The following is a 21,213-nucleotide window of genomic DNA, read 5'->3' as shown; positions in this document are numbered from 1 at the left end:
GGCGCGCGGCCACCGAGGTACCAACCATCACCGCTGCGCCGGACGTGACCGAGACAGTTGTCGTCCAAGACGGTCGACTCGGGCGGAGCGTCGACGTGACTGTGCAGGCGCAGTGGAACCTCCGTGACGTGGCCCGCGCGTCGGCCGGCGGGACGGTCACCACGGTGTCGGACGTGTCAGGAGTCGCTGTCGAGGCCGGCACGATCCTCATGACGATCGATCTGCGCCCAGTGATCCTCGCCCAGGGTGCCGTCCCGGCCTTCCGCGACATGTCTGAGGGGGATGCGGGGCAGGACGTGGGGCAGCTACAGGACTTCCTGCGCTCCTCAGGGTTCCTGTCCGGTGAGGCGACAGGCTCCTACGGTGCGTCGACGACCAGGGCCGTCACGGCCTGGCAGAAGAGCCTGGGGCTCGAGCGGACCGGGATGGTGACGCAGGGGGATCTTCTGTTCATTGAGACTCTCCCGGCCCGCTTCATCCTCGACGCCTCGATCGTGGCCGGCGCCGTGGTCGCCCCGGGCGACGTCCTCCTCAAGGCAGTGTCTCTGGCGCCTGAGATGTGGATCGAGAACGACGCCAGCCAGGCCAGTCCCTACCGGGCCGACGTTGGCATGGTCGTCGAGTCAGGAGATTTCTCGTGGGACGCCGTCGTGTCACGGGTGGAGACCGACCCTGAGACGGGTTCTGAGCGGCTCGTGCTGTCGAGCCCGGACGGGGCGCCGGTCTGCGGGGCAGACTGCGGCGATGCCATCCCGGTCCTGCCGCAGGGCGGCTCGACCGTTCTTCCCGCTCGAGCGGTGATCACACCCGAGGTCAGCGGAGCCATGGTGCCGCAGTCCGCGCTGGGGTCCACGGCGTCAGCAGAGAACATCGTCCTGGACGCTCACGGTCGGCGGGTCCCCGTCGTCGTCCTCGTGCTCGCCGACGGCCAGGCGATCGTCACCGGAGTGGACGTCGGGGAGACGGTCCGGCTGCACGGTTCCGATGAGTGAGCCGGCAGCCGGCGTCACCGCTGAGGACCTAGGGTTCGGCTACCGCCGGACGAACGAGCCCGTCATCGACGGGTTCAGCCACCGGTTCGCGGCGGGAACACTCACCTCCCTCGTGGGAGCATCCGGCTCGGGAAAATCGACTCTGCTGTACCTCCTCGCGCTCATGCTGAAGCCGACCGCCGGGCGAATCGAGTGGCGCGGGCAGTCGACCGAGAACATGCGAGACGATCGCCGTGCCCAGCTCCGTGCCGCACACTCCGGCTTCGTCTTCCAGGACGCTGTCCTGGACCCGTCCCGAAGCGTCCTGGACAACGTTCGCGAAGGCGGGTTGTTCGCTGGTCTCGACCGTGCGACGTCCACCAGCCGGGCCCATGAGCTGCTGGAGCACCTCGGGCTCGAGGGCAGAGCCAAGCATCGCCCCGGGCAGGTCTCCGGAGGCCAGGCGCAACGCGTCGCGCTGTGCCGAGCCCTAGTTTCCCGACCATCGGTGATCTTCGGTGACGAGCCGACCGGCAACCTTGACACCGACAGTGCAGACGTCGTCTGGGAGGAACTTCGCCGACAGGCCGACCGCGGGGCGACTGTCATCGTGGCTACACACGACCTGGCTCGAGCTCGTGGTGGGGACCACACAGTGGACCTCGACCGATGATGAGCAGAGACGCATCACGCGAGCTGCGCTCCGATGGTGCTGACGACCGCTGCAATTCCGGACGACCACGCGTGGGCGCACTGTTCAGGGCGGCGTTGACGTCTGCACGGTCACAAGTCGTCACCACCGTGGTAGCCGCCGTCGTGGTGGCGGTCGTCTGCGGTGTCGTCTTCGCCACGACCGGACGCTCCGCTGCCACCGAACAGACTGTCCTGGCGAGCGTCGACCTTGCAGGCACCCGGCTGATCACGGTCTCGGACAACGACGGCGCCTCTCTGCTCAGCCCCCAGTCGATCGGGGCTATTGCGTCTCTGCACGGGGTGGAGTGGGTGATCGGGCTCGGTCCCGTGACTGACATGTACTCGGTGAGCCTTCCGATCTCAGGGACCGGAACGTCGACCCGCAACGTCTACGGTGATCTCCTCTCGGCTGTTGACCTCGTGGACGGACGTGCACCGGGGCGCGGAGCTGCGGTGATGGGCGTCGAGGCCGAAGGTGAGCTCGGTCTTGTCGACGGGGTAGGTGGAATCCGCCCATCTGGGTCGGCGGCCGAGTCCGTCGGAGTACTGGGTACCTTCCGCTCTCCGGTCGTGGCATCACTGGACACGAACGTCCTGGTCCTCAGCGACCCCACGGACGGCGCGGAGCTCAGGTACATCTACGTCCAGTCCACGACCGTCGAGGGTGTTGAGCGTCTGCAGGCCGCTGTCAGCGACGTCCTGGTAGCCGGCAACCCGTCCTCGATCACCGTGTCGGCCCCGCAGGGACTCATCGAACTGAGGAACAGCATCGCGTCCGGTCTCGGTGTCCAGTCGCGACTTCAGATGCTCCTCGTCCTCGGCGTCGGACTCTTGCTCGTCTCGATCACCATGCTCGGCGGCGTCGCGTCACGTCGAAGGGACTTCGGCCGCCGCCGAGCGCTCGGTGCTTCACGATCAGCGATCGTCTTCTTAGTCATCGTTCAAGCGGCAGTCGCGGGGTGCGTAGGTGTGGTCCTGGGGTCTGCGGCTGGTCTCACAGCAACCCGCACACTGGCAGGAAGCCTCCCGAGCCTCGAGTTCGTCTCGGGTGTGATCCTGCTGACCCTGACCAGCGTCATCGTCGCCGCCCTTCCTCCCGCTCTGGCCGCCGCATACAGCGACCCCGTGCTGATCCTCAGAGTCCCGTGACTGTCTCTCTCCTAGCCTTGGGCTCTCATTGGCGGGGTGGTCTGGCGCGTGTGTCGTGACGCAAGAAAATGCCCCCTGAACTGGGAGAATAGGGCTTTGTCTGGAGACCCACTTCTACCAGTTGGAGGAGCACCTTCTTTGGTGTTGACGACCGTCGTCTATCCCGGCTCCACATCGGCCCGTCGAACACCGCTGCAGCCGGTCAAGCTGGTGGGGTGCTGCTGACCGAGACGATCCGCGCGACAGGTCTGGATCGGGCCTGGGCGAGGGGCTGGCGCGGTGGCGTAGGCCGAACGCGGTGCACGATACGGGCAAGGTGCTCCTGGATCCGGGGGGTCGTGGTGGCGGTGGCCGCTGATGCCCCGCGGTACTGCGCGATCAACAGCGCCCGAGCTGCGGCCTGGAAGCTCGTCGGCGCCCACGCCCCTGATCGCGCCGTCGATGTGAGGTCCCCGGTGGTCATCGCCCTGGACGCCACGCTGGTCACGGTGCCCGGCCAGGCCGCGGGAAACCGTCTGTGACCTGGGACGGCGCCGGATACGCAAGAGGCCCAGACCCCTGCTGGGGGTCCGAGCCTTGGTGGTGCCCTCGATTGGAATCGAACCAACGACCTTCTGCTCCGGAGGCAGACGCTCTATCCCCTGAGCTACGAGGGCGGGGACCAGATCTGGTGGGCGCAGGCGCTCACCGAACGGGCATGGAGCACATTACCAGCCCCAGGCACCTTCGCTCACCTCCACCCACTCCCAACCTCGCCCACCCTCCGCTGAGTGCGGGCGAACGGCTGCCCAAACCGGACATGAGGCAGCCGTTCGGCCGCACTCAGCGGGGGTGGGCGCGGGCGCGGGCGCGCTCGGGTGCGGGGGGAGGGGGTGCGGGGCAGGGGGGTCAGGCGAGGGTGTCGTCGATGTAGGCGTCGAGGTAGGAGGTGATCTCCTCCATGGCCAGGTAGGAGTCGCCCAGGGCGATGGCCTCGACGAGGGAGTCGTGGTCGTCCTCGGACCGGGTGTGCACCAGGCCGATGACGTTGGTGCGGATGTTCGCACCGATCGCATCGATGAGGTTCTCGTAGAGGGACAGCAGCACGGGGTTGCGGGCCGTGGCCGCGATCGCACGGTGCAGAGCGAGGTCGGCCGCGACGATCTCGTCGACGTCACCAGCGGCGAAGGCCGCCTGACGGGCTGTGTTGAGCTCGCGCAGCGCGGCGATGTCGTCCTCGGTGCGTCGCCGAGCAGCGAGTCGGGCCGACTCGACCTCGAGGCTGCGTCGCACCTCGAGCACGTGCTGGTGGTTGGCGTCGGCGATCTGGCGGCCCATGGCGACCGTGAGCTCGGAGTCGGAGAGCACATACGTGCCCGAGCCCTGGCGACGCATGAGCAGTCCCGCGTGCACGAGGGACTGCACGGCCTCCCGGACGGTGTTGCGCCCGACGCCGAGCATCTCGGTGAGTGCGGGCTCCGTGGGGATCTTGGACCCCACGGCCCAGTCGCCGGAGACGATGTGCTTGCGCAGCTGCTCCACGGCCCGGTCGATCAGTCCTGCTCTGTCGTTCATCCGATGATTCTCCCACCACCGTCGTCCGTCGGCCCCATCGCCACCCGGATCCCACGCCGCACTCTACCCACTGGACACCGGATCGTTGTCGGGTCTGTCCGGGTCGGTGAGCAAGCGCTCGCGGGCCGGGCGGTGGATCAGGACGGTGGGTCAGGACGGTGGAGGAGGCGCCGGGCTGGCTTCGCTAGGATTGCACGGTGACCCCTAACGAGCTCTCCGCCGCACTCCGCGCTGCCCTCGCCGACGCCATCGCCGACGGCACCCTGGCCCTCGACCCGGAGGCGCTGCCCGCGCAGATCCTCGTCGAGCGACCCCGCCAGCGCGAGCACGGCGACTGGGCGACGAACATCGCCCTGCAGCTCGCGAAGAAGGCCGGCATCGCCCCGCGCACCCTCGCCGAGGACCTCGCCGCCCGACTGGGCTCGACCCCCGGCGTGAAGAGCGTCGACGTCGCCGGGCCCGGCTTCCTCAACATCACCCTCGACGCCGCGACCGCCGGCGAGCTCGCGCGCACCATCCTCACGCAGGGGGCCGTGTACGGGCACGGCGACGCCGAGGCCGGGCACATCGTCAACCTCGAGTTCGTCTCGGCGAACCCGACCGGCCCCATCCACATCGGCGGTGTGCGCTGGGCCGCGGTCGGTGACTCCCTCGCCCGGATCCTGCAGGCCGCCGGCGCGGAGGTCACCCGCGAGTACTACTTCAACGACCACGGGGCGCAGATCGACCGCTTCGCGCGCTCGCTGCTCGCCCGCGCCAAGGGCGAGGACGCCCCCGAGGACGGCTACGGCGGCCAGTACATCCAGGACATCGCCGACGCCGTGCTCGCCGAGGTCGCCGCGGCCGGCGGCCCGGACCCGCTCACGCTGCCCGACGCCGAGGCCCAGGAGGTCTTCCGGTCCATCGGCGTCGAGCAGATGTTCACCGAGATCAAGGCCGCCCTGCACGGCTTCGGCGTCGACTTCGACGTGTACTTCCACGAGGACTCCCTGCACGAGTCCGGAGCCGTGGACCGCGCCCTGACCCGGCTGCGCGCAGGTGGGCACATCTTCGAGAAGGACGGCGCGGTGTGGCTGCGCACGACCGACTTCGGTGACGACAAGGACCGCGTCATCATCAAGTCCGACGGCGAGGCCGCCTACATCGCCGGCGACATCGCCTACTACCTCGACAAGCGCGAGCGTGGGGCGACCGACGTCATCATGATGCTCGGCGCCGACCACCACGGCTACGTGGCCCGGCTCATGGCCGTGTGCGCGGCATTCGGTGACGTGCCGGGGGAGAACCTGCAGATCCTCATCGGCCAGATGGTCAACCTGCTCAAGGACGGCACGCCGCTGCGCATGTCCAAGCGGGCCGGGACCGTGGTGACCCTCGAAGACCTCGTCGAGGCTGTCGGCGTCGACGCCGCGCGGTACTCCCTCGTGCGGTCCTCGACCGACTCGTCCCTGGACATCGACCTCGACCTGCTGTCCCGGGCGACGAACGAGAACCCCGTCTTCTACGTCCAGTACGCCCACGCCCGCACCGCCAACGTCGCCCGCAACGCGGCCGACCACGGTGTCTCGCGGACGGCGCCCGACGGTTCCGACGCCTTCGACCCGTCCCTGCTCGTGGCGGACACCGAGTCCGGGCTGCTCGGCTCGCTCACCGAGTTCCCCCGGGTCATCGCCCAGGCGGCCGAGCTGCGCGAGCCCCACCGGGTGGCGCGCTACCTCGAGGCGCTCGCCGGCGACTACCACAAGTGGTACGCCGAGTGCCGGGTCACCCCGATCGGCGAGGAAGCGGTCAGCGACCTGCACCGCACCCGCCTGTGGCTCAACGACGCCACCCGTCAGGTGCTCGCCAACGGCCTGGACCTGCTCGGCGTCGGCGCCCCGGAGCGGATGTGACCGCCGCGCTCGAGGCGCACGTCTGGCCCCAGGGTGCCACCGTGTCCGACGCCGGCGCGCTCGCCCTGGCCGGGATCGACGCGGTTGCCCTCGCGCGCGACTTCGGGACGCCGTCGTACATCCTGGACGAGGGGCACTTCCGGGCCCGCGCGCGGCTGTTCGTCGACTCGTTCACCGACGCCTTCGCCCCGCTGGGCACGAGCGTCGACGTCTACTACGCGGGCAAGTCCTTCCTCTCCGTGGCGGTGGCCCGGTGGGCCCGCGAGGAGGGCCTGCGGGTGGACACCTGCACCGGCGGGGAGCTGGCGGTCGCGCTGCGCGCCGAGGTGCCTGGCGCCGAGATCGGCCTGCACGGGAACAACAAGTCCGACTCCGAGATCTCCCGGGCGATCGAGGCCCGGGTGGGGCGGATCGTCGTCGACTCCTTCGCCGAGATCGACCGGGTCGCCGCGGCGGCCCGCGCGGCAGGGCGCACGAGCGCCGACCCGGTGCCGGTCATGGTCCGGGTGACCACCGGCATCCACGCCGGCGGGCACGAGTTCATCTCGACCGCTCACGAGGACCAGAAGTTCGGCGTCTCCCTCGCCGGCGGGCAGGCACTGGCCGCACTGTCTGCGGTCCTGGCTCATTCCGAGCTCGAGCTGCTCGGGGCGCACACGCACATCGGTTCCCAGATCCAGGACGCTGAGGCCTTCGAGATCAACGCCCGCAAGATGCTCGGCCTGCGCGAGGACCTGCGCGGGGCCACCGGCTACCTCATGCCCGAGCTCGACCTCGGTGGTGGCTACGGCATCGCGTACACGGCGGACGAGACCCCGATCGACGTGCCGTCCCTCGCGCTCGACCTGGCCGGTGTCGTCGGGCAGGTGTGCACGGAGCTGGGCACCACGGTCCCGCGGATCTCGATCGAGCCGGGACGCTCGATCGTGGGATCCACGACGGTGACGCTGTACACGGTCGGCGTGGTCAAGCCGGTGACCCTCGAGGACGGCTCGGTGCGGGTGTACGTCTCGGTCGACGGCGGGATGAGCGACAACATCCGCCCCGCCCTCTACGACGCCCGGTACACCGCGCGCCTGGCCAACCGCACCGGCTCGACGCAGACGATGCGCGCCCGGGTGGTCGGCAAGCACTGCGAGAGCGGGGACATCGTCATCTCCGACATCACCCTGCCGGCCGACATCACCCCCGGTGACCTGCTCGCGGTCCCCGCCACCGGTGCCTACGGGCGGTCCATGGCGAGCAACTACAACCACGTGCTGCGCCCCCCGGTGGTAGCCGTGTCCGACGGCGAGGCGCGCGTCATCGTGCGCCGGGAGACCGAGGATGACCTGCTCGCCCTCGACCTCGGCTAGCGTGAGCCGTGACCTTCGTCACGGAACGACTCAGGAGACGGGGGACTTAGGTTAGGGTATCCATACCTCCCTGTCCGGGGCGGTCTTCACTCCCAGCAGCGCTCGTGGCAGCGCCGCATGCACACCTGGATGGTCCCGGCACGATGACAGAACCGCGTCGACACCGCGCGTGGGGTGGGATCCGTCAGGTGGCCGGCGTGCTCGCGCTGTCCCTCCTGCTGGCCGCCTGCCACGGCGCGACCGGTGCGACCGGGGCCGGCGGCTCCGACCGCCCGATCGACGGCGGTGTCCAGCTGGCCGACGTCACGCCGGTCGCAGACCCGAAGGCCCACGTGGGCGGCTCGACCGCGCTGCTGGTCGACTCGAGCGTCCCCGCCCCGGCGACGCCGCCCGAGCCCACCCTCCCGCTCACCCTGACCGACATGCAGGGCACCGAGGTCACGGTCACCGACACGTCCCGGATCCTCGCCCTCGACGTCTACGGCACCACCACCCGCATCGTCTACGAGCTCGGCCTGGGCGCCAACCTCGTGGGCCGGGACGCGTCGTCGTCCTTCCCTGAGGTCGCCGCGCTGCCGCTGGTCACCCAGAGCGGGCACGACCTCAACGCCGAGGCGATCCTCGAGCTCGCACCGACCCTCATCATCACCGACACGAGCCTGGGCCCGTGGGACGTCGTGCTGCAGATGCGCGACGCCGGGATCCCGGTCGTCATCGTCGACTCCGACCGCTCTCTCGACAACGTCGCCTCCCTCATCACCGAGGTGGCGACCGCCGTCGGGCTGCCCGCCGAGGGCGCGGCCCTGGCCGAGCGGGTGACCGCCCAGATCGACGCCAAGGTCGCCCAGATCGCCGCGGTCGCCCCCACCGCACCCGCCGACAAGCTCCGGATCGTCTTCCTCTACGTGCGCGGCCAGGCCGGGGTCTACTACATGTTCGGCACCGACTCCGGGGCGGACACCCTGGTCACCGCCCTCGGCGGGATCGACGTGGCCACCGAGATCGGGTGGTCCGGGATGCGCCCGGTCAGCGACGAGGGCCTCATCGCGGCCCAGCCCGACGTGGTGCTCGTCATGTCCGCCGGCCTCGACTCCGCCGGCGGGGTGGACGGGCTGATCGAGTCGATCCCGGCGCTCGCCCAGACACCGGCGGGGGAGAAACGTCGGATCATCGACATGGACGACTCCGAGATCCTCAGCTTCGGGCCGGGGACTGCGAGCGTGCTCGACGCCCTCGCGGTCGCCCTCTACGCCCCGCAGGACCCGTCGTGACCGGCCCGGTCGCGACTCCCGTCGCGGCGCCCGGTCGCGCGGCGACGACGGCACCGGCCGTGTCCGGCGCGCGCCGCACGGTCCGGGTCGGCCTGCTCTTCACCGTCCTCGCCGTCGCGCTCGTCGCCCTGGCCGTCCTGTCCGCCGGGATCGGGCAGCTGCACATCCCGGCCTCGGAGGTGCTCGGCTCGGTCCTGCACCGCGCCGGTCTCGACGTCGGACCGATGCCCACCCACCCCAACGGCGACGCCGCGCTGTGGACCATCCGCTTCCCCCGGGTCACCCTCGCGATCCTCGTCGGCGCGGCCCTCGCCTCGGCCGGGGCGCTCATGCAGGGAGTGTTCGGCAACCCCCTGGCCGACCCCGGCGTCGTCGGCGTCTCCTCCGGCGCGGCCGTGGCCGCCTGCCTGGTCATCGTGTTCGGCTGGACGTTCCTCGGCTCGTGGACCGTGGCGGCCTTCGCCTTCGTCGGCGGTCTGCTGACCACCCTGCTCGTGTACTTCATGTCCCGGTCCGGCGGGCGCACCGAGGTGGTCACCCTCGTGCTCACCGGCGTCGCGGTCAACGCCATGTGCGGGGCCGGGATCGCGTTCCTCACCTTCCTCGGCGACACCCAGGCCCGCGAGCAGATCGTCTTCTGGCAGCTGGGCAGCCTCAACGGCACCCGCTGGCAGTACGTCGGCGTCGTCGCCCCTCTCGTGGCGTTCGGCCTGGTCGGTGTGTTCCTGCTCTCGCGGCGCCTCGACCTGCTCTCGCTCGGGGAGCGTCCGGCCCGCCACCTCGGGGTGGACGTCGAGCGGTTGCGCATCGTCAGCGTCGTGCTGGTGGCGCTGCTCACCGCTGCCGCCGTGGCCTTCTGCGGCATCATCGCCTTCGTCGGCCTCGTTGTGCCGCACCTCGTCCGGATGCTCGTCGGCCCCGGGCACCGGGTGCTGCTGCCGGCCAGCGCGCTCGGCGGCGCGGTGCTGCTGCTCGCTGCGGACCTCGTCGCCCGGACCGCGGTGCCCTACGCCGACCTGCCGATCGGCATGCTCACCGCCCTCGTCGGCGGGCCCTTCTTCTTCTGGCTCATCCGCCGTACCCGTCGCACCTCAGGAGGATGGGCATGAGGCCCGACGCCGCTCCCGCCCCCGTGCTCCGGGCGCGGGGGGTGAGCGTCGTCTTCGACGGCACGCCCATCGTCACCGAGGTCGACTTCGAGCTCTACGCGGGCCAGGTGCTCGCGCTCGTCGGGCCGAACGGCGCCGGGAAGTCGACCCTGCTCTCGGTCCTCGCCGGGGACATCGAGCCGGCGGCGGGTGAGGTGCTGCTGCACGGTCAGGACCTGCACGCTCTCAAGCTGTCCGAGCTGGCCCGGCACCGCGCGGTGCTGCTGCAGGAGCAGCGGCTCGCCTTCCCGTTCACCGTGCACGAGGTGGTCGAGATGGGACGTGCGCCGTGGCGGGGGCGCCCCGAGGCCGACGACGACCTCGTCGTGGCGCGGTCCCTGGAGACCGCGGACGTCACCCATCTCTCCCACCGGCTCTATCCGACGCTGTCGGGCGGGGAGAAGGGGCGCGCCTCCTTCGCCAGGGTGCTCGCGCAGCGGACGAGGGTGCTCATGCTCGACGAACCCACCGCCGCCCTCGACATCCACCACCAGGAGGCGGTCTTGGCCCAGGCCCGGGCGCAGGCCGCGGCGGGGGACGCCGTCGTCGTCGTGCTGCACGACCTCTCCCTGGCAGCGGCCTACGCGGACGAGGTCGCCGTGCTCGAGGCGGGGCGGGTGCGCGGCCACGGCGCGCCCCGGGAGATCTTCACCAGTGCGCTGCTCAGCGACGTCTACCGCCACCCGATCGAGGTGTTCGACCACCCGGTCACCGGCGACCTCATCATCCTTCCGGTGCGCGGCCCGGCCGCGCACACCACCCCGGCGAGCCCGCTCGACCGGTCCGCCCGACCTGGAGGAACCACCCGTGCCACTGTGTGACACCATCCGTCGCAGCACCGCTCCCGCCCGCGCTGGGCACCTCGCCTCCGGCCTGCTCGCGGTCCTCGTCGTGGCCGGCGCCTCCGTGGCGCTGGCCGGACCGGCCGCCGCCGAGTCCCGCGTGACCATCACCGACGCGACCGGCACGAGCGTGACCGAGGTCGTCGCGGGCTCTGTGGTGCACGTGGGCGGCTCCGGGTTCCAATCGGTGCAGGGTGGCACGGGTGGCATCTACCTGACCTTCGGCTGGGTCGACGACGCCGAGGGCGGCACCTGGCGCCCGAGCGCGGGAGGGGCGACCGGGGCCAACTACCTCTACGCGCCCGACGTCGAGGGGGCGGAGAACAAGGGGTTCCAGCGGTACGTGGCCTTCCCCGGCTCGAGCACCGAGGCGGCCGCCAACGGAGGGGTGATCGCACCGGACGGCACCTGGACGACGGACCTGGCCATCCCGGCCGTGCAGTTCCAGGCGATGGACCGGGAGGGCGACGCGGCCCCGGTCGACTGCGCCGTGGTGCAGTGCGGGTTCATCACCGTCGGCGCGCACGGGGTCAAGAACGCCAACAACGAGACGTTCACCCCGGTGACCTTCGTGGCGACCGCGGCCGAGGTGGCTCCGACCGGCGCGGCGACCGACGCGGCGACCGACGACATGAGCACCGACGCCCCGACCGAGGCGATCACCCCGATCTCTGCGGACCCGGCCGAGCCGGCCGACCCTGCCGACGACGCCTCCGCCCAGCGGACCTTCATCCTCTCGATGGTCGGCGGATTCCTCACCCTCGCCCTGCTCGGCTACCTCGGTGTGCGCCGCGCCCGCGCCCGCGGCGCGGCCGACCCGACCCGTACCGACCCGACCCGTACCGACCCGACCAGCACCGACCCGACCAGCACCGACCCGACGGACGACGACGCGACCCGCTGATCGCCGTCGGGAATGAACTCCCGGCCCGCGAGGGCAGAACTACCGCGTATCCTGTGGGCGTCACCCGACTGTCTGCGCGCGCCGCCCTGCGCGTGCGTGCGGGCCGGACGCACGTGATCTCACAACGACCTGAAGGGTGGCCTCCTGTGCCCGCACCATCGGCGCTCCGCGTCGCACTGCTCGGATGTGGCGTCGTCGGGACGCAGGTCGCGCGGCTGCTCATCGAGCAGTCCGACGACCTCACCTCCCGTGTCGGCGCCAGGCTCGACCTCGTCGGGATCGCGGTCCGCGACCTCTCCGCCCCGCGCGACGCGATCATCGATCCCGCGCTGCTGACCGAGGACGCCAGCTCCCTCGTCGAGCGTGCGGACATCGTCATCGAGGTCATGGGCGGGATCGAGCCGGCCCGCACGCTGCTGCTGCGCGCGATCGCCGCGGGCGCCTCCGTGGTCACCGCGAACAAGGCGCTGCTCGCCGAGGACGGTCCCACGCTCTACCGCGCAGCCGACGAGGCCGGCGTCGACGTGTACTACGAGGCCGCCGTCGCCGGTGCGATCCCGATCGTCCGCCCGATCCGCGAGTCGCTCACCGGCGACCGGATCCAGCGGGTCCTGGGCATCGTCAACGGCACGACCAACTACGTCCTCGACCAGATGACCACGCACGGGCTGGCCTTCGACGAGGCCGTGTCCCAGGCCCAGGAGCTCGGCTACGCCGAGGCCGACCCGACCGCCGACGTCGAGGGCTTCGACGCCGCGGCCAAGGCCGCGATCCTCGCCTCCCTCGCCTTCCACACCCGCGTGACCATCTCCGACGTCTACCGCGAGGGCATCACCGCGGTCACGGCCGACGACGTCGCCTGGGCCAAGCAGACCGGTCACGTCATCAAGCTGCTCGCGATCTGCGAGGCCACCGAGGCCGGCGTGTCGGCCCGGGTGCACCCCGCCCTCGTGCCGGTCGACCACCCCCTCGCCGGGGTCCGCGGCGCCTTCAACGCCGTCTTCATCGAGGCCGAGGCCGCCGGTGAGCTCATGTTCTACGGCCGCGGCGCAGGCGGGGCGCCGACCGCGTCGGCGGTCCTCGGCGACGTCGTCTCCGTGGCGCGCCACCGGGTGCTCGGCGGCAAGGGCCCCGAGGAGTCGCACTACGCGGGTCTGCCCATCGCGCCGCCGGCGACGTCGCGCACCCGCTACCAGGTGCGCCTCGCCGTCGCCGACCGCCCGGGCGTGCTCGCCCAGGTGGCCCAGGTCGTCGCCGCCGCCGGGGTCTCGATCGAGGCCGTGCGCCAGGTCGCGCTGCCCGGGGACCAGCCGGCCGGCGAGGGTGCGCCCGCGGCCCTGCTCGTCATCACCACCCACCACGCGGCCGAGTCCGCACTGGCCCAGACCGTGGCCGCGATCGCAGACCTGGACTCCGTCCAGGACGTCATGTCCGTTCTCCGAGTTGAAGGATCCTGATGGCTCACCTGTGGCAAGGAATCATCCGCGAGTACGCCGACCTGCTGCCCGAGCACCTCAAGACGCACATCGTCACCCTCGGTGAAGGTGGCACGCCGCTGGTCCACGCGCCCGCCCTGTCCGCGCTCACCGGTGCCGAGGTGTTCCTCAAGGTCGAAGGGATGAACCCGACCGGGTCCTTCAAGGACCGCGGCATGACGACGGCGATCTCGGCCGCCAAGCACAAGGGCGCCAAGGTCGTCGTGTGCGCCTCGACCGGCAACACCTCCGCCTCGGCCGCGGCCTATGCGGTCGCCGCGGGCATGCGCTGCGCCGTGCTCGTCCCGGACGGCAAGATCGCGATGGGCAAGCTCAGCCAGGCGATCGCGCACGGCGCGACGCTGCTGCAGGTCGACGGCAACTTCGACGACTGCCTCGTGGCCGCCCGCAAGCTCGCCGAGGCCTACCCGGTCGAGCTCGTGAACTCGGTCAACCCAGACCGGATCCAGGGCCAGAAGACCGCATCCTTCGAGGTCGTCGACGTCCTGGGCGACGCCCCCGACATCCACGCGCTGCCCGTCGGCAACGCCGGCAACATCACCGCGTACTGGAAGGGCTACACCGAGTACGCCGCGGCCGGGGTCTCCACCCGTCTGCCGCAGATGTGGGGCTTCCAGGCTGCCGGTGCCGCGCCGATCGTCGCCGGTCACCCGATCACCGAGCCCGAGACGATCGCCACGGCGATCCGGATCGGCAACCCCGCGTCCTGGGAGCAGGCCATCGAGGCCCGTGACACCTCGGGCGGCGTGATCGAGTCGGTCACCGACGACGAGATCCTCGCCGCGCACCGCATCCTGTCCGCCGAGGCCGGCGTGTTCGTCGAGCCCGCCTCCGCCGCCGGCGTCGCCGGGATCCTCTCCCGCGCCCGTCGCGGCCTCGTGCCCGCCGGGGCGCGCATCGTCGTGACCGTCACCGGTCACGGGCTCAAGGACCCCCAGTGGGCCCTGCGCACCCTGGACGGCTCCGACGTCGTCCCGGAGCGCGTCACGGCCGACGTCATGTCGATCGCTGCCGCGCTCGAGCTGGCCTGAACCGGCCGCCATGCAGCTGGGAGCAGATCACGTCCGCGTCACGGTCCCGGCCACGAGCGCGAACCTCGGGCCGGGATTCGACGCGCTCGGGCTCGCCCTGGGCCACCACGACATCCTCGAGGTGCGCGCCCTGGCCAGCTCGCAGGTCCGCGTGGACGTCACCGGGGAGGGTGCCGGCGAGGTGCCCGACGACGAGCGTCACCTCGTGGTGCGCGCGCTGCGTGTCGCCCTCGACCACGTGGGTGCACCGCAGACCGGATTGCACCTGACCTGCACGAACACCATCCCGCACGGGCGGGGGATGGGGTCGTCGGCCGCCGCTGTGGTGGCCGGGCTGCTGGCCGCGCGGATGCTCGTGGCTGACCCGTCCGGGCTCGACGACGCGACGATCCTCGCCCTGGCGACCGAGCTGGAAGGGCACCCGGACAACGCCGCGCCGGCGATCTTCGGCGGTGCGACGGTGGCCTGGTCGCGCGACGGTGGTGGCCCGCAGGTCGCGCGGCTGCAGATCCACCCCGGCATCGAGCCGACGCTCGTCGTGCCGGTCACCCGCCTGGCCACCCGCGCGGCGCGCGGGGTGCTGCCGGCCACGGTGCCGCACGGGGACGCCGCGTTCAACGCGGGCCGGTCGGCGCTGCTCGTCCACGCCCTCGCCCAGGAGCCCGCGTTGCTCTTCGACGCGACCGAGGACCGCCTGCACCAGGAGTACCGCTCGGGCGTCATGACGAGCACCTGGGAGCTGGTCCGCGGGCTGCGCGAGCAGGGAATCGCTGCGACGGTCTCCGGTGCGGGTCCCACCGTCCTGGTGCTGCACCCGGTGGCCGACCGGGAGCAGGTGGCCCGCGCGGTCGACGAGCTCGTCGGCGGGTCGCCGCGCTGGACGGCGCTGCAGCCGGGCATCGACTCGGTGGGGGCGGTCGCGGAACGCGTGTGATCTCGGACCTGGTCACGCGCTGGATCTTGCACCAGATCTCGCGCCGCAGAGCGGGTGAAAGTGCGCGTGGGAGCGGTCCACCGGGTGTTATAGTGGGCTCAGTTTCCCACAGGTCCCGGCAGTCACCGGGAGAGTGCGCCACTGACATCACCGAGTCTCGCTCCGCAGGTCATCTCCGTCGATGCATCTCGTATCTCGTTGATCACCTGAGGTCGTCGATAGCTACGACCTCCGCGGACAGTCATGGTGGATCCCCAGCCGGCGCCGCACGGGAAGCAATCCGAACACGTGTCATCTCTCGTTGCGTCGTCTCGACGTGACGTGTGTTCGTACTACGTACCGGCCGCCTCAGTGCCGGACGTCGACCGCACACAGCCCGGCAGCGCTTGACGCGCGGGCTGTGAACGAGGGGAAGGGTCCTTCGTGACTGAAACCATCGACGCCACTTCGAGCAGCACCGCTGCTGGTGGCTCTGCCCGAACCGGCGCGATCTCTGCGCTGCGTCTCCCCGAGCTGCAGGCCCTGGCCGCCCAGCTCGGTGTGAAGGGCACGTCCAAGATGCGCAAGAGCGATCTTGTCGACGTCATCAAGGCGACTCAGGGTGGCTCCGGCCGTCCCGCCAGGGCCACCAAGGCCGCTGGGCCTGTCGTTGCCTCGGTGTCCGCACCTGAGACCTCCGGCAGGGCGTCGGCTGCGACGACGGATCCGACTTCTGCGCCGGCTTCTGCGCCGGCCTCTGCGCCGGCCTCTGCGCCGGCATCGACACGCTCGTCGGCTGACTCGGCCGCGGCTCGGGATGACGCCGCTGCGGCGCGCGCTGCCCGTTCGGTCGCCTCCCTCGACGCACCCGTGCGGACCGAGCGGGTCCGTGCCGATCGCAGCGACGTCCGCCTCGCGGCCGGGGAGACCGCCGACGACCGTGCGGCTCGCGCCGCAGCCGCCGTCGTCGACGTGACGCTGCCCGACCGTCCGCTCCGTGAGCGTGGCTCGCGCCGTGCGGCGCGTGGCGCCGGTGCTCCGGTCGACGGGATGCCCACCACCGCACGCTCCACGTCCGACGACGCACTGCGCGCGACCGGTGACGGCCAGCGCGCGGACGCGCAGGGCGACGGCAGCCGTGAGTCTCACCGCGGCTCGAACGACGCGGCGCGGGGCGACGCCCAGCGCGGTGGCCAGAACGACGGCCAGCGGCAGAACCAGAACGACGGTCAGCGGAACGACGGCCAGGGTCGGGGCAACCGCCAGCGCGGCGGCCAGAACGACGGCCAGCGTCAGAACCAGAACCAGAACCAGGCCGACGGTCAGCGTGGCGCTCAGGCCGACAGCCAGCGGGGTGGCCAGCCCGACGCTCAGCGTCAGAACGACCGCGGCACCGGCCCGGACCGCAGCAGCGGCTTCGACGACGACGAGGGCACCGGCCGTCGTCGGCGTGGACGCGACCGGTTCCGTGACCGGGACCGCGATCGCGACCGCAACAAGCGCGGCGCGCGCACCCGTGGCGGACCCGACGACCTCGCCTTCGACGAGATCGAGGTCAACGAGGACGACGTCCTGCTGCCGGTGGCCGGGATCCTCGACATCCTCGAGAGCTACGCCTTCGTGCGGACGTCGGGCTACCTGCCCGGTCTGAACGACGTGTACGTCTCGCTCAGCCAGGTCAAGAAGTCCGGCCTGCGCCGCGGTGACGCCGTCACCGGAGCCGTGCGTCAGCCCCGTGAGGGCGACACCAGCGGACAGGCGACGGCCGGCCGGTCGAAGTACAACGCGCTGATCCGCCTCGACACGATCAACGGCATGCCTCCCGAGGCTGCTCGCGACCGTCCCGACTTCGCCAAGCTCACGCCCCTGTACCCGCAGGAGCGGTTGCGCCTGGAGACCGGCGACCCGACACGCCTGACGCCTCGCGTCATCGACATCGTCGCCCCCATCGGCAAGGGGCAGCGTGGTCTCATCGTCTCTCCGCCCAAGGCCGGCAAGACGATCATCATGCAGCAGATCGCCAACGCGATCACGGCGAACAACCCTGAGGTCCACCTCATGGTGGTGCTCGTGGACGAGCGGCCTGAAGAGGTCACCGACATGGAGCGCACCGTGAAGGGCGAGGTCATCGCCTCGACCTTCGACCGTCCGGCCTCCGACCACACGATCGTCGCCGAGCTCGCGATCGAGCGCGCGAAGCGTCTGGTCGAGCTGGGCCAGGACGTCGTCGTGCTGCTCGACTCCCTGACGAGGCTGTCGCGTGCCTACAACCTTGCGGCTCCGGCGTCGGGCAGGATCCTCTCCGGTGGTGTGGACGCCTCGGCGCTCTACCCGCCGAAGCGGTTCTTCGGTGCAGCCCGCAACATCGAGAACGGTGGGTCGCTCACGATCCTCGCCTCGGCGCTGGTGGAGACCGGGTCCAAGATGGACGAGGTCATCTTCGAGGAGTTCAAGGGCACCGGCAACATGGAGCTGCGCCTCGCTCGTTCGCTCGCGGACAAGCGGATCTTCCCGGCGGTGGACGTCAACGCCTCGGGTACCCGCCGCGAGGAGATCCTCATGGGTCAGGACGAGCTGCGGGTCATCTACAAGCTGCGCCGCGTGATGGGTGCGCTCGACCACCAGCAGGCCATCGAGCTGTTGCTCGGCAAGCTCAAGGACACCAAGTCCAACGCCGAGTTCCTCATGCAGGTGCAGAAGACCACGCCGGCCGGTCCCATGGACGAGCACGCGGGTCGCACGCTCTGATTCGCTGAGCCGGCAGTTCCGGCACGTACTGGACGCGCGACCCTGGGCATCACTGCCCGGGGTCGCGCGTCCTTGTCGTGTCAGGGCCGGGCGGGTCGAGTCAGGGAGCGGATGCGCCGCGGAACGTCCCCGCCAGTCGCCGCGTTCATTGCCGGGATGTTCCTAGACTGCGGGGTGTTCGCTGAATGACGGCGTACCCCTCGGGTAAGGACCCCACATGCTGATCGTCGTCGGTGCCTTCCTCACCGCTGGGTGGGCCGCGTGATGGCGGCAGTCCGCGAGGTGATCTTCTTCGCTGGATTCTGCGCAGCGTTCCTGGGCTCCTGCGCAGCTCCTGCGTTCGCCTTCCCGTGGCTCGGCCCAGTGCCGCAGCGGAAGTCAGTGTGGCCTGCGCTGCAAGCCCGATCGGGCATCCCGACCTCGGTGGCTGCAGCGGGCTTCATCACGGTCGCTGCTACCGGGGAGCCCCTGATCCTCTCCGCGTCGAGCGCACTTGCCGGAGCGCTCCTCGTGCTTGGCCTCCGCATGCCGCGGACTGAGCGCCCCCCTGCCAGGCGAGACCGAGGAGAGCGCCCACTCACAGGTCGACATGGTGTCCCTTGGCGGTCGCCATGGCCTGGCATCACCCCTCGCATCGCGGTCTTGGGATGTGGCTACGCGGCCGGATTGATCGGGTTCTTCGCCACGGTCGTCATCGCGGTTCCGAACGCGCCGACCTGACCGGTAGCCGCTCACCCGTCTGAGGGGATGGGTGCGCTGGACCACCAGGAGGCCATCGAGCTGTGGTAGCAAGCTCAAGGGCACCATTCAATGGTCCGCTCGTCGACACCGCTTCCGCGGTGTCGCTGGTCACGGCCGGATGAGTCGGTTCTGCCCTGGAATGTCAGTGGTGATCCGTAGGGTCGGGGCATGAGCTGGAACGGGATGGTCGACGGTGATCACGGGCCCCGCTGGGCGGGTCCGGCGGACGGGACGTCGTGCTCGACGGCGGGTGCCGCGCCCTGTGCTGCGGCGACCGGTATCGGGGGTCTCGCCCGGGAATGTCAGTGGCTGGAGGTAGGTTCGGAGCATGCTTGAGAACCCGATCATCATCGACACCGAGACCCCTGCCGGGGCCCCCGGTGAGACCCCGGCGGATGCTCCCGGCGAGTCCCCGGCGGGCGCTCCGGCGCAGGACACCGCAGCGCAGCTGCTCGCGGCTGTGGTGACTGCGGACCGGATGCTCAACGCGATGTCGGCGGTGCGGGCCGGGCTCATCGAGGCGCTGCGCGCAGCGGCGGTGGACCCCGACCCTGACGACCCTGCGGCGTGTGAGGGCTCCGCCCCGGGCGCGCACGCCCTGCGGGGGTTCTGGCAGGACATGGATCTGGCGAGCGTGACCGCAGAGCTGGCCTGCGCGTTGCACCTGCCCCAGTCCACCGCGGGGCACCTCATCGACGACGCCCAGGCCCTGACCGCCCTGCCCGCTACCGCAGCGGCGTTGGGTGAGGGGCTGATCAGCTACCGCCACGCCCGCACGATGATCGCCGCCATCGCCGACCTGGATCCCGACGCCCGGGCCCGGGCCGAGACCACTTTGGTCCCGAAGGCGAAGAGGCTCACCGTCGCGGCGTTCACCCAGCACGCCCACCGCGAACGTGACCGCCTCGACCCCGTCCCGGTGACCGTGCGCCACGAGCGCGCCGCGACGGGGCGCACGGTGCTGCTGGAAGGGGACCTGGACGGGATGGCGTGGCTGCACGCCCACCTGCCCGCCACCACCGCGACCGCGATCTTCAACCGTCTCACCGACACCGCAGTGTCCCTGCAGCACCCCGACGACGGGCGGACCCTGCCCCAGCTGCGCGCCGACGTCCTGGGCGCCATCATGATCGACAACGACGCCCGCGAAGCCTTCACCCACGCCCTCGGGAACCCCGCTCCAGCCGGGCACGAGGCTCGCGCGGAGGACACCGACGAACCAGACGACGACGGTGACGGTGATGGTCCCGGCTCCGCCGAGGACAGCCGGCGTCTGCGCACCACGATGCGCGGCATCCGCCCCACCGTCGCTGTCACCGTCCCGGTCCTGACCCTCCTCGGCGGTGACACCCCCGGCGAGCTGGAAGGCTACGGGCCCATCGACCCCGAGACCGCCCGGGACCTGTGCGGGAGAGCACCCACCTTCCTGCGGATCCTCACCCACCCCCACACCGGCGCCGTCCTGGGTGTGGACCGCGACCGCTACACCGTCCCAGGCGACCTCACCGCCTGGCTGCGCCTGCGCGATGAAACCTGCCGGTTCCCCGGCTGCGCACGCCGCGCCCGACGCTGCGACCTCGACCACGTCACCGACTGGGCCACCGGCGGGGCCACCGACCAGAAGAACCTCATCCACCTCTGCCGCGCCCACCACCGCATGCGCCATCACACCCCCTGGACCGCACAGATCACCACCCACCCACCCGATGAACCCAGAACAGGCGACCCTGAACCCGGCGAACCCGGCGAACCAGCACGACCCACCGGACCCCTCGGCGCGAGCGTGCACTGGACCGCGCCGTCAGGGCGGACCTACACCACCACCGACGCCCTCCACGGACGCCACACCCCCGACGACCACACCCCCGACGACCACGACCACGACGGACACGACCACGGTCACGGCACCGACCCGCCACCGGACCCCGACCCACGCGAACCGCCCAAGCCCCGGAGCCGGTTCCCCGACGACCCACCCTTCTGAGGTGCGTCGCAGTGCCAGCGCTCTCCGGGCGCGCCCGCGCCCACCACTACGTCCGGCCCGGTCAGCAGGATGATTTTCGTCCCGGCCATTGTTCTGAGAGAATATCCCGTTGGCTCCTGGTTCACGTGGACGGTTGGCGTTCACGACCCAGGTGCATATCTCAAGGAGAAACCCTGTGAAGGCTGGAATCCACCCCGAGTACGTCGAGACCACGGTCACCTGCACCTGTGGCAACTCGTTCGTCACGCGTAGCACCCAGGTCTCGGGCACCATCTCGTCCGACGTCTGCAGCGCCTGCCACCCGTTCTACACGGGCAAGCAGAAGATCCTCGACACCGGTGGCCGCGTGGCCCGCTTCGAGGCGCGCTACGGCAAGAAGTAGCGACTTCACAGCGCCGGTGGATCCGGCGTCGGCAACCTCTCCAGGGGCACCCGACGCCGGCTCCACCGGCGCTGTTGTCTTACCCGGGTGGCGCCTGCGCCGCTCACTGCACAGCCCCGAGCGCCGCACACTGCACAGC

The 21,213-nt window shown here is 71.0% G+C and carries 17 protein-coding genes and 1 tRNA gene; 16 read left to right on the top strand and 2 right to left on the bottom strand.

Annotated features, from left to right (window positions below; translation table 11 throughout):
* Positions 1-95 precede the first annotated feature (95 nt).
* The 4 genes from ACWA15_RS13775 (at position 96) to ACWA15_RS13760 (ending at position 3,334) form a co-directional block, all read left to right on the top strand.
* The gene (locus tag ACWA15_RS13775) at positions 96-992 is read left to right on the top strand and encodes a peptidoglycan-binding domain-containing protein (RefSeq protein ID WP_464055919.1); all 897 of its coding nucleotides are present in this window, start codon (positions 96-98) and stop codon (positions 990-992) included.
* Complete coding sequence (locus ACWA15_RS13770; RefSeq protein WP_464055918.1) at positions 985-1,644, top strand: ABC transporter ATP-binding protein; 660 nt, start codon at positions 985-987, stop codon at positions 1,642-1,644. Before ACWA15_RS13775 ends, ACWA15_RS13770 begins: the two co-directional genes overlap by 8 nt.
* 128 nt (positions 1,645-1,772) lie before the next feature.
* The gene (locus ACWA15_RS13765) at positions 1,773-2,813 is read left to right on the top strand and encodes an FtsX-like permease family protein (RefSeq protein WP_464055917.1); all 1,041 of its coding nucleotides are present in this window, start codon (positions 1,773-1,775) and stop codon (positions 2,811-2,813) included.
* Between the two features lie 347 nt (positions 2,814-3,160).
* A complete protein-coding gene (locus ACWA15_RS13760) occupies positions 3,161-3,334 on the top strand; it encodes a hypothetical protein (protein ID WP_464055916.1) in 174 nt (57 codons plus the stop codon).
* 59 nt (positions 3,335-3,393) lie between these two features.
* Here the strand turns inward: ACWA15_RS13760 and ACWA15_RS13755 are convergent.
* Together ACWA15_RS13755 and ACWA15_RS13750 are read right to left on the bottom strand one after the other, a co-directional pair.
* Positions 3,394-3,469, bottom strand: a tRNA-Arg gene (locus ACWA15_RS13755).
* 232 nt (positions 3,470-3,701) lie between these two features.
* Positions 3,702-4,367, bottom strand: a complete 666-nt coding sequence (locus ACWA15_RS13750; protein WP_464055915.1) for a FadR/GntR family transcriptional regulator — start codon at positions 4,365-4,367, stop codon at positions 3,702-3,704.
* A gap of 197 nt (positions 4,368-4,564) precedes the next feature.
* Between ACWA15_RS13750 and argS the strand changes: the two genes are divergently transcribed.
* The 12 genes from argS (at position 4,565) to rpmE (ending at position 21,074) form a co-directional block, all read left to right on the top strand.
* Positions 4,565-6,259: an arginine--tRNA ligase gene (gene argS / locus ACWA15_RS13745; protein ID WP_464055914.1), complete on the top strand. Its 1,695-nt coding sequence runs from the start codon at positions 4,565-4,567 to the stop codon at positions 6,257-6,259.
* Positions 6,256-7,614, top strand: a complete 1,359-nt coding sequence (lysA, locus tag ACWA15_RS13740; RefSeq protein ID WP_464055913.1) for a diaminopimelate decarboxylase — start codon at positions 6,256-6,258, stop codon at positions 7,612-7,614. The genes argS and lysA overlap by 4 nt, the downstream gene beginning before the upstream one ends.
* A gap of 143 nt (positions 7,615-7,757) precedes the next feature.
* Positions 7,758-8,885, top strand: a complete 1,128-nt coding sequence (locus ACWA15_RS13735; protein ID WP_464055912.1) for a heme/hemin ABC transporter substrate-binding protein — start codon at positions 7,758-7,760, stop codon at positions 8,883-8,885.
* Entirely contained in the window at positions 8,882-9,994 is a 1,113-nt protein-coding gene (locus tag ACWA15_RS13730) for a FecCD family ABC transporter permease (protein WP_464055911.1), read from the top strand. Before ACWA15_RS13735 ends, ACWA15_RS13730 begins: the two co-directional genes overlap by 4 nt.
* Entirely contained in the window at positions 9,985-10,854 is an 870-nt protein-coding gene (locus ACWA15_RS13725) for a heme ABC transporter ATP-binding protein (protein WP_464055910.1), read from the top strand. Before ACWA15_RS13730 ends, ACWA15_RS13725 begins: the two co-directional genes overlap by 10 nt.
* Positions 10,841-11,779 (top strand): hypothetical protein, encoded by a 939-nt coding sequence (locus ACWA15_RS13720; protein ID WP_464055909.1) that lies wholly within the window; start codon positions 10,841-10,843, stop codon positions 11,777-11,779. The genes ACWA15_RS13725 and ACWA15_RS13720 overlap by 14 nt, the downstream gene beginning before the upstream one ends.
* Before the next feature lie 146 nt (positions 11,780-11,925).
* Positions 11,926-13,236, top strand: coding sequence for a homoserine dehydrogenase (locus ACWA15_RS13715; RefSeq protein WP_464055908.1), 1,311 nt, complete (start codon positions 11,926-11,928; stop codon positions 13,234-13,236).
* Positions 13,236-14,306, top strand: a complete 1,071-nt coding sequence (gene thrC / locus ACWA15_RS13710) for a threonine synthase (RefSeq protein ID WP_464055906.1) — start codon at positions 13,236-13,238, stop codon at positions 14,304-14,306. The genes ACWA15_RS13715 and thrC overlap by 1 nt, the downstream gene beginning before the upstream one ends.
* A gap of 10 nt (positions 14,307-14,316) precedes the next feature.
* Complete coding sequence (gene thrB, locus ACWA15_RS13705) at positions 14,317-15,240, top strand: homoserine kinase (protein WP_464055905.1); 924 nt, start codon at positions 14,317-14,319, stop codon at positions 15,238-15,240.
* A 423-nt stretch (positions 15,241-15,663) separates the two neighbouring features.
* The gene (gene rho / locus ACWA15_RS13700) at positions 15,664-17,967 is read left to right on the top strand and encodes a transcription termination factor Rho (protein WP_464055904.1); all 2,304 of its coding nucleotides are present in this window, start codon (positions 15,664-15,666) and stop codon (positions 17,965-17,967) included.
* A 1,069-nt stretch (positions 17,968-19,036) separates the two neighbouring features.
* Positions 19,037-20,692, top strand: coding sequence for an HNH endonuclease signature motif containing protein (locus ACWA15_RS13695; RefSeq protein WP_464055903.1), 1,656 nt, complete (start codon positions 19,037-19,039; stop codon positions 20,690-20,692).
* A gap of 175 nt (positions 20,693-20,867) precedes the next feature.
* Positions 20,868-21,074, top strand: coding sequence for a 50S ribosomal protein L31 (gene rpmE, locus ACWA15_RS13690; protein WP_464055902.1), 207 nt, complete (start codon positions 20,868-20,870; stop codon positions 21,072-21,074).
* Positions 21,075-21,213 lie beyond the last annotated feature (139 nt).

The organism is Sanguibacter sp. TS_SC_8 (assembly GCF_055361235.1).
Note: the sequence above shows the minus strand (reverse complement) of the source record. Positions and strands in the feature narration are given on the sequence as shown.

Bases quoted from the DNA above. Each gene is read 5' to 3' on its own strand.
- ACWA15_RS13770 (WP_464055918.1), top strand. From the start codon at position 985: ATGAGTGAGCCGGCAGCCGGCGTCACCGCTGAGGACCTAGGGTTCGGC.
- ACWA15_RS13735 (WP_464055912.1), top strand. From the start codon at position 7,758: ATGACAGAACCGCGTCGACACCGCGCGTGGGGTGGGATCCGTCAGGTG.
- thrC (WP_464055906.1), top strand. From the start codon at position 13,236: ATGGCTCACCTGTGGCAAGGAATCATCCGCGAGTACGCCGACCTGCTG.
- ACWA15_RS13750 (WP_464055915.1), bottom strand. From the start codon at position 4,367: ATGAACGACAGAGCAGGACTGATCGACCGGGCCGTGGAGCAGCTGCGC.
- ACWA15_RS13695 (WP_464055903.1), top strand. From the start codon at position 19,037: ATGCTTGAGAACCCGATCATCATCGACACCGAGACCCCTGCCGGGGCC.
- ACWA15_RS13725 (WP_464055910.1), top strand. From the start codon at position 9,985: ATGGGCATGAGGCCCGACGCCGCTCCCGCCCCCGTGCTCCGGGCGCGG.
- thrB (WP_464055905.1), top strand. From the start codon at position 14,317: ATGCAGCTGGGAGCAGATCACGTCCGCGTCACGGTCCCGGCCACGAGC.